Here is an 11,350-nt window from a genome sequence, read left to right as displayed (position 1 = left end):
TCATGAATGACACAAATGTATCATCAATCGTTCTCGACCGCCTCACCGAGGAATGGGATGCCCTTACCCCCGAAGCGCAGAAAGCCGCGCGGTACGTGCTGGAAAACCCAACGGATGTTGGGGTTTCAACCGTGCGCGAGATTGCCGAGGCGGCCAAAGTCAAACCCAATACTTTCGTGCGTATGGCCCGGCAGGTGGGCTTCGAAGGGTATGAAGATTTCCGGGCCCCCTTCCGCGAAGCGATTCGACGGGGCAACGTGTCGTTTCCAGACCGCGCGCGCTGGTTGCAGGACATTGGCAAGTCAGGGGAACTGGGGGGGCTTTATGCCGATATGGTGGGTGCGGCGATCCGCAATATCGAAGAAACCTTTGCCGGGATCGATGCCGCAACTCTGAAGGCCGCTGCCGAGGATATCTGGAACTGCCGCCAGATCTTCACGCTGGGCGTCGGCGTCAACAACTCGAACGCGCGTAATTTCACTTATCTTGCGTCAACCGGGATGAAGCAGTTCCACGCGATTCCACGCCCCGGCTCGACCCCGGTGGATGATCTGGCCTGGGCCGATGAACAGGACGTGCTGATCGCGATCACCTGCCACCCCTATCGCACCGAAGTCATCGAGGCGATCAAGCTGGCTCGTCAACAGGGCCTGACCGTCATCGGTGTTTCCGACAGCCCGGCCAGCCCGGTGATCCTGAACGCCCATCACGGTTTTGTGGTCGCCGCCGACACGCCGCAATTCTTTCCGTCATCCGTTTCGACGATTGCCTTGCTGGAAACTCTGCTATCCTTCGTGATCGCCGTGTCCAGCGATGAGATCGTCGAGCGGGTGGAACGGTTTCACCAACGCAGACACCAACTTGGCCTCTACGCGGAGGAGCCCGAATGAACGCACCCCTGACCCACTCACTGGACGCGCGATACTATATCGATCCTGCTATTTTCGAGCAGGAAATGCAGGGGCTTCTGGCCCGAACGTGGCAGTTTGCGGGCCATGTCGCGCAGGTCCGGGAAACGGGGGATTACTTTGCGTTTGAGATCGCCGGCCAGAACTTGTTCTGCATTCGCGGCCGCGACGGCGAAATCCGCACCTTCTATAACGTCTGCCAGCACCGCGCGCATGAAATGGTCACCGGCGCGGGCAACACGCGTGTCGTCGTCTGCCCCTACCACGCCTGGACTTATGAGCTGTCCGGTCAGTTGCGCGCCGGACCGAACATCAAATCCGTCCCCGGGTTCGACCGCAGCGCCATTTGCCTGACCTCGGTCCGAACCGAAGTGTTCAACGGTTTCATTTTCGTCAACCTCGATGACGACGCCGCGCCGATGGATGAATGGTACCCCGGCGTGCGCGAGGAAATCCGCGCATTCGTTCCGCATATCGACGATCTGGAACCGCTGGAATGGGTGGAGATCCCCGAAAACTGCAACTGGAAGGTCAGCGTCGAGAACTACTCGGAATGCTATCACTGCCCGACCAACCACCCGACCTTTGCCGAAGGTGTGGTCAAGCCCGAGACCTATGACATTCAGCCCGACGCGGGCGGCGGCTACGTCCTGCGTCACACGACGGAATGCCAGAGCCTCGACAAGATGACCTACCCCATCGACCTGTCGGTACCGCACGCAGGCGATTACCAATCGTGGTTCCTGTGGCCGATGTTCTCGTTCCAGTGTTACCCCGGCAATGTGCTGAACACCTATCACTGGCGCGCGGTTGATGCCGATCACTGCACCGTCTGGCGCGGCTGGTACACCGAGAGCGGCTCGGACAGTGCGGTTATCCGGCAACTGGCGGTCCAGGACCGCGAAACGACGGTGGAGGAAGACATCCGCCTTGTGGAATCCGTTCATCGCGGGCTCAAGTCGCGGGGCTATCGCCCCGGACCGCTTGTTCTGGATCCGGGCTGCGGGGTGATGTCGGAACATTCCATCGCGCGGCTTCAGCAATGGATGCGCGAGGCTGTGGATTAGTGGCCGAGGTTGCACGCTGATGCTGATGCCTGAAGTCTGGCGCCCGGAACACAAACTGTTCCCCCATCAGGTCGGGTTCACCTGCCCGCCGTTCGATTTTGACGCCGCGCCCTCGGATTTCCTGCGCATGTGCCCCGAAACGGTGGGCGTTCACGGGTGGATGCTGCATGTGCCGGATTATGTGCACGGGTTGGATCAGCGGAAACAGAACTTTGGCATGCTCGAAGACTTCGTGCACTGCATGTCCCGCAACGGTGTGGATGTCTGCGGTCAGGTCGGTTCGAATTGGGTCCATGCCTGCGGGCTGGGCGTGGAAGGCGTTCGGCAACACTGCGAAGACCTGTCAGACAAATATGAAACCCGCTTTCACATGGCAGGATATGCCATGGTCGAGGCATTGCGTGACCTGAATGTCGAAAAGGTTGCCCTGAACGCCGCCTATCATTGGCCGGAATGGTGGCAGGGCACGGTCGGTTTCTTGAAAGAAGCCGGGTTTAATGTGGTCTGGGCCGGGAATTTCCACGATCAGGGCTGGTTCGACAGTCAGGAAGAAGTCAATTCCTGTCGCTGGGTCTTTGACGGCGATCTGGCACTGAAAAGCTTTGAATATGTGGCCGACAAGGCACCTCAGGCCGAAGCGATCCTGATCAATGGCATGTGCAATTTCCGCACCGGACCCGGTGGCTTGCCCCAGCGCCCGCTGCATCTGGCCGATACGCTAGAAGACGCGCTGGGCAAACCGGTGATCGGCCACGACATCGCGCTTTACTGGCGCATCTTCAAATCCCTCGGTATCGCACCCGACAAACCGCACGGGCAATTGCTGAAACGTCTTGAGTTATTCGAGAGGCCATGACCATGCACAAAATCCTCGCGCTCTGGGCCGTGCCCAGATCCACGTCAACCGCATTCGAGTGGATGATGCGGCAACGCGGTGATCTCGACTGCCTGCACGAGCCCTTTGGCGAGGCGTGGTATCAGGGTGAAGACCCGCTTTGGCATCGGTTCCAACCGGGTGATGTGACAACGCCGGGCCTGACACTGGACAGCGTGTGGCTGGACATTCAGCAGCGGGCGAAACGGGGGCCGGTCTTTCTCAAGGATTTTCCGCATTACATCAACCACATGTGGGATGCCGAGTTTCTGTCGTATTTCACCCACGCCTTCCTGATCCGGGACCCGGCCAAGACCATCACTTCGATGTACAAGCAATGGCCGGACTTTGCCGAAGGCGAGGTTGGCTTTCCCGAACAGCGCGCGCTGTTCGATCTGTTGACGGCGTTGAACGGAACTCCGCCGCCGGTCATTGACAGCGATGACCTGCTGGAAGACCCACACGGCATGACCCGGGCGTTTTGTGACGCGGTGGGAATCCCATTCATCCAAGAGGCGCTGACATGGGAACCGGGCGGTGATCCGTCCGCCCTCAGTTGGTGGGACGGCGGGTCGTTCCATGGCAACCTGGCGAAATCGACCGGGCTTGCCCCGCAGCCCCGCACGCATATCGACATCGCGGACGCGCCAGACCGTGTGAAACTGGTGCACCGCAGGATGAAACCGCATTACGATCACCTTTACAGACACCGCCTGACACACTGACACACCGGAGACCCGCAATGGCCGACATTTTCGACGAAGACCTGTTTCTGAAAGGGCTCGAGCAAAGGAAGAACACGCTGGGCGCAGAGTATGTGGAAAAAAACCTGGCTGCCGCCGACGACTTTACCCGCCCGTTTCAAGAAGCCATGACGGCCTGGTGCTGGGGGTTTGGGTGGGGCGACGACGTGATCGACGCCAAGACCCGGTCGATGATGAACCTGTCGATGATCGGTGCGCTGGGCAAGATGCATGAATGGGAAATCCATTGCCGGGGCGCCATAAACAACGGGGTTTCAAAGGAAGAAATCCGCGCCATCATCCACGTGGTCGGGATTTATTGCGGTGTTCCTCAGGCGCTGGAGTGTTTTCGCGTGGCCCGCAAGGTGCTGGAAGAAACCTGACGACCCGTCACAGACCAGCCGCCGACAACAGCCGCACGCCTTTCTCGTAGTGTTGCCTGTTCTTGAAACAGCCGGGCCAAGCCCAGCGTTCGGCCGAAAAGCCCGGCTGCAATTCCAGAATCTGCCGGGCATGTCGACGCGCCAGGGAATGGTTCCCGGCGGCGGCGGACAGCATGCACAGCACGACCCTGGGACGAACGCGTCCGGGGTCGACCCGCAACACGTTATGGGCATGCTGCCACGCGGCCTTGTCCCCGGTCATCATCATTGCGATTGCCAGATTTGCTTCGATCCAAATGGGCGGATGCGGCGTCAACGCCAACGCTTTCTTGCAGACCGAAACGCCTTCTTCGGCCCGGTCATCATACACCAACAGGATGCCGAAATATCCCAACAGTTCCGGGCTTCCACTGAAACGTTCCACGACGGCAAGCATCAAGCTGCAAGCCTCTGACGTGTTGCCTGCAACACTATGGGTAAAGGCATGGAGGGCCGAGCAATACGGGTCAGTCGGGTTCAGATTGCGCAACTGTTTGCATTCGGCCTCTACCATTGCCAGTGTCTCGGCCGGGTTTGCATCCATGCCCAGGCGGATCATGTCCAAATGACAGAAACCGATCGCCACACGGGCCGGCAGGTATCCGGGGTCAAACTCGAGACAGGCGCGGTATTGACGGATGGCATCCTGCAACCCGTCTTCCGTTGCCTGACTTTCCAATATGCGCGCTTTCTGGAACGCAGACCAGGCCTCGGTCGAAGTGGCACGACCAGACCAGATTTCTGACCAATACCCATCACGCAATCGCAATTGGAGCGCCTCGACGACCTTCATGGCGATTTCTTCGACCGCGTCGAATGTTTCCTTCGCACGAAAGCGGAACCGCTGTGTCCAAAGGCACACCTGATCCGCGGTTGACGTCAATTGAGCGGCCACCCGCAGACCTTCCGCGCCAACCACGCTGCCGCTGAGAACATAACCTTCAACCGGGCCTTCCTGCCTGCGCGCGTCACGCAGTTCGATCACGTCGGACATTGTGCCCAGAAGAAACATGAGTTCGTCTCGTATGGAGGAGGCAGCAATGCTGATATCCGGCGTTTCCCCGACAACTTCAAAAGGCTCAACCACAACCGCTGGACGCAAACGCCCCCAATGCACCGGCAAACCGCGGCCCGCCAGAACCGGTCCGTCTGAGTCTGTATCGATGTCCCAATAGGCCTGCCGTTCAACCGTCAGCCACGCCTCGAACTCGGGGTCGGCAACGTCCAACCCTTCCAGCAATTCAGCCCGATCGGGACTGAGCTGCTCGTCAAACAGATCAACCTCGACTGCTGCCAGATTGATCGACACCGTTTCACGGGTGATTTCAAGAATATCAAGTTTGTGCTTGGAATAGTGCTTGCTGAGAACACTCAGCTCTTTGCGCAGCGACGCCGCGCCTTGTGCGGGCGAACTCTCGCTCCAGAGCTTGTCCTGCAACCAAGCCCTGCTGCGTATCGCGTTTTTCGACAGAAGCACCAAAGCAAGAAGAGCTTTCGCTTTGGTGCCCCGAGGCGTCACATCCTGACCGTCGTCACGGATAATCTGAAACGGTCCGGTCAAAAAAACCTTGGTTTTTGCCTCAGTCACTAACGGCCCTCAAAAACGTTCGGGGGTTGTCGTTAACCGCTGCATCCAAATATGACGATACCGCCCATCGCTTCATAGGCCAGTTTGCAGCACCATGACTCGTGATCGGGGTTCGGATCCGGCTTCTTGTCACTCAGGTCCGGAACAACGATATGAACCAGATCCTTGGTGTCATAGACAAACCTGACCTCTGGATTACCACTGTCCGCAAGGATTTCTTGAATTTTGCGCTCCGCCGCGTCCTGATCATCTTGCGACCCCAACGCATGGCCGCGCGCGGCATTCAGAACTTCGCACCCCAAGTCTTTCAACGAATAATTCGGGTTGATTGTCAAACGAGCCATGTAAAATCTCCTTCTCAAACAACAATGCCCACTTGTATACCCCGTTATATGCTTATCCGGAAATGAAAATGACCGACACGTTGATAGAACGCGCTGAAACTGCTCGGCTAATTTCCAAACCCTCGTTTGCCGAATTCCCCAAAGATGCGCCGATCCACGCGGCTTTTCGCTTGATCGAGCTGCGCGACGGAGCTCTGCCCCCCAAGGGCGGGATGGGCCATCGCGTGTCTTTCGGCACCGGCCGCACACCAAAAGAGGCGGCGCGGCTGGCCGGGTTCGAAGCGATTGAGCGCTATGCCTTGCAATACAGTGCCGAAGCACCACAAACCCGCGAAAGCCTGATTGCGTCGGATGACGCATCCCATGTGATGCCAAACGACGCGCTTGCACTGGGTGTTCCGGGCAGTGACGGAAAGGTCACTTCGAAAGGTGCCGCGGCTGGCCCGACACATGAAGCCGCCGCGCTGTGGGCGGCGCTGGAGTGTTTGGAACACGCTCTTGGATCGCAGGGGTTTGACCACCTGGCGCCGGACACGGTCCTGCCCCATGATTTGACGCAGTGGCTGCACGTCCAACTGCGGCAACTGAGCCTTCACATCCTCGAAGTTCCGGGCATCGGCCTTCTGCTGCGCGCGGTCTGCGCAGATGCGGATGGCGGCAGGCCGACCTATGGATCGGCGCTTTCCGCAAATCTGGCGCAGGGCGTCTGGCACGCAGCATCCGAGGCGGTGGTGTCCTGGCGCAACATGGTGATGCTTGAACACAACGGTGTAACGGATCACGGCATGGATGCCGAACAGGCCCGTCTGTTCCGGCTTTATCGCGGCGCGCAGAATGACCGGCCTGTTGCTCCGACGCGGTTGTTCGACGTGCAGGCGTGGGACAGCCCGAACCCATCGCTGACGACGGTATTGACAGCGGCAAGTCGCGCCCTCGGTCGTCCGGTTGCGGTTTTTGACATGACCGCACCTGAAATTCCCCTGCCGGTGGTCAAAGCCGTAGCAGTTTGAGCACCGGTCAGGATCCGTGTCTGCGAAAGCCTGTCGTGTCGCCGTTGATCTCTGCCTTGCAACGGTCCGCGAATTCCAAAAGCTGCCTGCAACGTTCGGTCTCGGGCAGGCTGCGGACAACCCGCCCTGGATCAGCATGCGGAATTTCAACAAATTCGACACGGGTGATCACGCGCGGCCTGGCGGCAACTGTGATCATCGGTCCGACCTCGATCAAGCTGGCCAGAGCATAGCCCGAGACAGGGAGCGCCGAAGGGCCTGTTCCCAGCGTGATATCATCCAGAAACCGGGGATCGTCGTCGGCAGGCCCGAATTCAAGGCGCATGTGCATTCCCGGCGCACCGCGCCTGAACCGGACCCAGCCCCGAGGCACCCTGCCCGCACCCACAATCAGTTCTGATGTATGGAATGCCTGAATATACAGCCCAAGCGGATCAGAGAATGCCATCGCCCGACCCGAAGGTGACTTGCCACAGTTCCCCGCGGCCAGTTCAAGCGTATCGCTCACCAGGCGCATCCCTGCATGCCCGCAGTACAGATCCTGCCGGTTCGCGAAATCAAGAACTTCTTCAAGCCGGGCGCGCCGGTTGCTCTCGCCGTCCTTCACGAGATACGGGAAGGAAGAAAAATGTATGGTCTGGATCAGACCGGTCAATCGGTTCGTGCCCTTGGCCAGAAACAGGGCATGCTGGATATTCAACGGATGTTCCGGCGGATGCGCGTGATCCCTACCCACCAGCCTTTTGTGAAAGCGGGCCGCGCGCTCGGACACATCCATCGACATCCATACCGACCGTGAGACTTCAAACAGATCCTTGCAGGAGTAGAAGCGCCCGGTCACCGATGCGACCACCGACAGGAAGTGATCGAGATCGAACACCGCCATGAACTGCCACCACTCCACAAACTCGGTAGTGGCCACAAATCGCTTCGGGCGCAGCCTGCCACCGGCATCGGGTCGCATTACCAACGTGTATTCAAGATATTCATTGTGCAGCTCAACCCTGCCGGACCAGCCTTGGTCACACACGCGCGCCGCCAGCTCATCGCCCAGACAGTCCCGCGGTTCCCGGGGTTCGGCGCGCCATCTGAACCCATTCGAAGGTTGGCCCGCCTCGATGTCACGCGGATCCATAACCAGAAACGGGCTGACGCCCTGCACGTCGAATATGTTCTGAATGCTTGAATTCCACGCTGACCGGGTGGCTTCGTTCACGCCTTGATCAGCAAGTCCCGGCGATCGGAATACAGACATCAAAGAACACCGTTGGGCTTCAGAGACACTAGAATGGAAAGTCAGAGATCGATGCCCGTAGGTTTTCAATTCCGACGGGGCGATCGCCACCGGTGACGCACAAGGAAGCATCATGTAGACCGACCTGTCATGGGGTCTGATACATTCATCCTGCCCACCCCGCCTGTTCAGGCAAATGACGGGTCCACCACAATTCGGGCGTACTGTTCACAATGTGGATTTCGCTACCGCAAGAACGACCGCCAACGATGTTGAGGCGATCTCCATCAAATGTTTCAAGCGACATTTTCGCGGCCCCCCGGAAATTCGCCATCTGTTCGGCCAGAATGCCCACTGCAACGCGTTCACCCATTCGGATACTGTCGAAATAGTCGCTGTAGAAATGTACCCCTGCAAAATTGCGCCCGATCGCGATATTTGCAGCCAACTTGTTCAGCTCGCCATTCAGCGTAAGCTTCGCTGCGCTGTCCTCTGGCCGCACGGACTCAACCAGTTTCATTCCACCCGGAGCCGGAACAAAGACGCGCTCCATACCCGCCTCTGCCAAGGATACCCGTGACCCGTCCAGCGCATGTGTTCTGAAGAACGCCTTGAGCAGCGTCGCGCACGCCCCGGCAACTGCGCCATGCGCCGCCCCGTAGGACGGCTGCATTGGCGAGCCCTCGGGATAAGCAACAGGCAACAGCAGGTTGCGATCGATTTGAGGCAGCCCCTTATGAGAACCCGCGTTGTGGGCGAACCGCTTGGTGGCCGGCGCGGCGGCAATGGCTTCCACAAGACTGAAATCTTCGCAGGCGGCGCTTTCCAATTTCTCAAGATGGGCTGCGGCAAACGGTTCCGCTGCCCCAAGCACCGCGCCATGACCATTCGCCACCAAGGTTGCAACGCTGCCCAGCTTTTCAGGGCGGGCGCGGTTGTGCACCTGAAAGGTCTGGCGTCGCACGGCCCGCATTGCCCTGGTCGCGGTTTCTGCCAGCATCGACAGCGCGTGTGATCCGCCCCAATGGCCCCCGCCATCCTCCGCACGGGAATTCCAGACTTCGGGCAGACCGTCATCTGCTTGAATACCTCGGCCCAACATCAACAGGCAGGCATTGGAAAAAGCCTGATAGATCGAGTCGAAATGCACGTAGGTAGCAAGGTCGCGAGGTGTTTCAATAAACTTCGGGCCACAGGCCTCAAAGGCTTGTTCGCCGGTCGCGTCCGCCCCGTTCTGAACGTCCAGCCACTCGGCCCAGTCCCGCAAATAGTCCACGCCAACGGCCTGTGGTGCAACTCTTTGGTCAACCCGAAACGAACCAAACGGCACTGCCCTAGGCGCAGTTGTATTTGCCAACCACCGCCCTTGCACATGCGCCGCGTCTGAGGTCAGGGAGTCGTACCCCTGCAAAAGGAACTGCGACACGTAAGGCCCGTCCGAACAGCCTTGGCTCGAGCCGCGGAACAAAGTTCGCGAAGACAGACCTTCGCCATCTCGGACCCGGCGCGCCGCCGGTACTTTCCCGATCTCGGCGCCGCTGGCATCCTTTGGGAAACCGTCTTTGCGGAACCACTCCAACCGGCCAAGGGCGCCAAGCACCTTGTCGGTCCCCTCGGCACCATCCCGAATGGTTTCCAAGGGCACATCTCGCAGACAGGCCATCGCATAGAGTTCGGCCATTTCTGCCGCCAATTCATCTGACCCAAGCCTGGGCGCCGGCGCGATACCCAAACCGCCGGCGTCCAATCCATTGAACCCCAACCGGTGACCCAGGATTGGCCCTTCCCACGCACGCCATCTAAATTCACCACCCTCTGATGGCGCGGTGCGGAAGGGCCCGGAATAGGCTGGCGTGTCAAACAGCGTCAGCCTGTTTCCTTGATTGTCGGTGCAGGTAGGGTCAGCCACTTCTTCCAGAAATTCGGTATAAACCTGCGCGTCGACAATGCCATTTTCGTCATGCCGCAAGCCCTTGGAAAAGCTCGTGGGCCAAGTCCCGGCAAACAGGTCTGCTTCGCCGTTATGTTCATCGGCCGCCCTGTCTCGGACACCAATCGGCGTGTTCGAATGACACTGATCCCGGTTCAATCCACGATTGGGCTTTTCCAGGTCCTGCCAAGGTTCAGACGGAATGATATGTTGCGGCATGTTGCTCTCCCGATCGACGAAGACAACGATTCGCACGACGCCGTTACCGGATCGTGACCGGTCATTCCGACATGTTTTTGCCCTGTTCTGAAAGAGATTGGGAATATTCGGGATAGAAAGGGCTTCGATCGCGCTGGACACCAAGCCCCGCCGCCGCTTTCCGATCTTTCGAGAAATCGCAGAATCCAATGCAAAACAGGATATCTGGGGCCCAGCCATCTTCGGGCTGAATCTCCCCGGACAGAAAGATAAAGAAAGTTGGATGGCGGAGACGAAGGGATTCGAACCCTCGAGACGGTTTCCCGCCTACTCCCTTAGCAGGGGAGCGCCTTCGACCACTCGGCCACGTCTCCATCGACGGGTATATCCTTGCAAGCGACGGGAATACAAGGCGAAATATCTGATTTGTGCCCCTCTCTGGCAAAATTGTTGAACCCGTTGAAATCACGGTAAAAGACGCCAACTTAGATGGATCATGGGCCAGTTTTGGAGAATTTTTTCTGAAGCCTTTATTCAACGCGGTGCCACCAAACCTTCAGGTTCGAAGCGACACAGCATATCGATTCCCCGTTCCGCATAGTTGCGCCGATTATGAGATCATTTTCTGAAAGCGATGAAGTTCTCTTGTTACAGTTGGATCCCATTGCCACGCCCAACCTAGAAAATGCCCACATGTTCGCTAAGGACATTACCCAAACGCAGAAAGCCCCGCGGATGCGGGGCTAAGTGTTTGATATATGGATGGAATTATTGGTTGCGGGAGCAGGATTTGAACCTGCGACCTTCAGGTTATGAGCCTGACGAGCTACCGGGCTGCTCCATCCCGCGACAGTTTTTGTGACCTAGCGCTTACGCTACTTGAGGTCTTTGGTTGGCCTATCGCTTGCGCTATTTAAGGCCGGGTATTGTTTTTTGATCGTTTAGAGAGATGTGGGCTTTTACTAGGTTTGGCGGTGACCTACTCTCCCGGGGCTTAAGCCCAAGTACCATTGGCGCGGCAGTGCTTAACTT

The 11,350-nt window shown here is 58.4% G+C and carries 10 protein-coding genes and 2 tRNA genes; 6 read left to right on the top strand and 6 right to left on the bottom strand.

Annotated elements, in window-relative coordinates; genetic code table 11:
- The first annotated feature begins 2 nt into the window (after positions 1-2).
- From ACR0A2_RS16755 to ACR0A2_RS16735, 5 genes are read left to right on the top strand one after another with little or no spacing between them, the layout of a single operon-like run.
- Positions 3-890 (top strand): MurR/RpiR family transcriptional regulator, encoded by an 888-nt coding sequence (locus ACR0A2_RS16755; RefSeq protein WP_480836250.1) that lies wholly within the window; start codon positions 3-5, stop codon positions 888-890.
- The gene (locus tag ACR0A2_RS16750; RefSeq protein ID WP_480836248.1) at positions 887-1,975 is read left to right on the top strand and encodes an aromatic ring-hydroxylating oxygenase subunit alpha; all 1,089 of its coding nucleotides are present in this window, start codon (positions 887-889) and stop codon (positions 1,973-1,975) included. The genes ACR0A2_RS16755 and ACR0A2_RS16750 overlap by 4 nt, the downstream gene beginning before the upstream one ends.
- Positions 1,976-1,994: 19 nt before the next feature.
- Positions 1,995-2,831 carry an aspartate racemase/maleate isomerase family protein gene (locus ACR0A2_RS16745; protein ID WP_480836246.1) on the top strand — a complete coding sequence of 279 codons (837 nt, stop codon included), beginning with the start codon at positions 1,995-1,997 and terminating at the stop codon, positions 2,829-2,831.
- Positions 2,828-3,574: a sulfotransferase-like domain-containing protein gene (locus ACR0A2_RS16740; protein ID WP_480836244.1), complete on the top strand. Its 747-nt coding sequence runs from the start codon at positions 2,828-2,830 to the stop codon at positions 3,572-3,574. The genes ACR0A2_RS16745 and ACR0A2_RS16740 overlap by 4 nt, the downstream gene beginning before the upstream one ends.
- Positions 3,575-3,591: 17 nt before the next feature.
- Positions 3,592-3,975: a carboxymuconolactone decarboxylase family protein gene (locus ACR0A2_RS16735; protein WP_152456719.1), complete on the top strand. Its 384-nt coding sequence runs from the start codon at positions 3,592-3,594 to the stop codon at positions 3,973-3,975.
- Between the two features lie 7 nt (positions 3,976-3,982).
- Here the strand turns inward: ACR0A2_RS16735 and ACR0A2_RS16730 are convergent, their stop codons facing one another.
- Both ACR0A2_RS16730 and ACR0A2_RS16725 read right to left on the bottom strand, forming a co-directional pair.
- A complete protein-coding gene (locus tag ACR0A2_RS16730; RefSeq protein ID WP_480836241.1) occupies positions 3,983-5,602 on the bottom strand; it encodes a hypothetical protein in 1,620 nt (539 codons plus the stop codon).
- A gap of 32 nt (positions 5,603-5,634) precedes the next feature.
- Complete coding sequence (locus ACR0A2_RS16725) at positions 5,635-5,946, bottom strand: hypothetical protein (RefSeq protein WP_480836239.1); 312 nt, start codon at positions 5,944-5,946, stop codon at positions 5,635-5,637.
- A gap of 68 nt (positions 5,947-6,014) precedes the next feature.
- Here ACR0A2_RS16725 and ACR0A2_RS16720 point away from each other — a divergent pair, with 68 nt between their 5' ends.
- The gene (locus ACR0A2_RS16720; protein ID WP_480836237.1) at positions 6,015-6,956 is read left to right on the top strand and encodes a YcaO-like family protein; all 942 of its coding nucleotides are present in this window, start codon (positions 6,015-6,017) and stop codon (positions 6,954-6,956) included.
- Positions 6,957-6,963: 7 nt separating this feature from the next.
- Here ACR0A2_RS16720 and ACR0A2_RS16715 read toward each other — a convergent pair whose 3' ends face one another.
- The 4 genes from ACR0A2_RS16715 to ACR0A2_RS16700 form a co-directional block, all read right to left on the bottom strand.
- Complete coding sequence (locus ACR0A2_RS16715; protein WP_480836235.1) at positions 6,964-8,211, bottom strand: hypothetical protein; 1,248 nt, start codon at positions 8,209-8,211, stop codon at positions 6,964-6,966.
- A 145-nt stretch (positions 8,212-8,356) separates the two neighbouring features.
- Complete coding sequence (locus ACR0A2_RS16710) at positions 8,357-10,339, bottom strand: phosphatase PAP2 family protein (protein WP_480836233.1); 1,983 nt, start codon at positions 10,337-10,339, stop codon at positions 8,357-8,359.
- 263 nt (positions 10,340-10,602) lie between these two features.
- Positions 10,603-10,692, bottom strand: a tRNA-Ser gene (locus ACR0A2_RS16705).
- A gap of 398 nt (positions 10,693-11,090) precedes the next feature.
- Positions 11,091-11,167, bottom strand: a tRNA-Met gene (locus ACR0A2_RS16700).
- Positions 11,168-11,350 lie beyond the last annotated feature (183 nt).

The organism is Ruegeria sp. H8, assembly GCF_056532905.1.
Note: the sequence above shows the minus strand (reverse complement) of the source record. Positions and strands in the feature narration are given on the sequence as shown.

Coding starts and splice junctions, on each gene's coding strand:
- ACR0A2_RS16755 (WP_480836250.1), top strand. CDS start 3: ATGAATGACACAAATGTATCATCAATCGTTCTCGACCGCCTCACCGAG.
- ACR0A2_RS16750 (WP_480836248.1), top strand. CDS start 887: ATGAACGCACCCCTGACCCACTCACTGGACGCGCGATACTATATCGAT.
- ACR0A2_RS16745 (WP_480836246.1), top strand. CDS start 1,995: ATGCTGATGCCTGAAGTCTGGCGCCCGGAACACAAACTGTTCCCCCAT.
- ACR0A2_RS16740 (WP_480836244.1), top strand. CDS start 2,828: ATGACCATGCACAAAATCCTCGCGCTCTGGGCCGTGCCCAGATCCACG.
- ACR0A2_RS16735 (WP_152456719.1), top strand. CDS start 3,592: ATGGCCGACATTTTCGACGAAGACCTGTTTCTGAAAGGGCTCGAGCAA.
- ACR0A2_RS16725 (WP_480836239.1), bottom strand. CDS start 5,946: ATGGCTCGTTTGACAATCAACCCGAATTATTCGTTGAAAGACTTGGGG.
- ACR0A2_RS16720 (WP_480836237.1), top strand. CDS start 6,015: ATGACCGACACGTTGATAGAACGCGCTGAAACTGCTCGGCTAATTTCC.
- ACR0A2_RS16715 (WP_480836235.1), bottom strand. CDS start 8,211: ATGTCTGTATTCCGATCGCCGGGACTTGCTGATCAAGGCGTGAACGAA.
- ACR0A2_RS16710 (WP_480836233.1), bottom strand. CDS start 10,339: ATGCCGCAACATATCATTCCGTCTGAACCTTGGCAGGACCTGGAAAAG.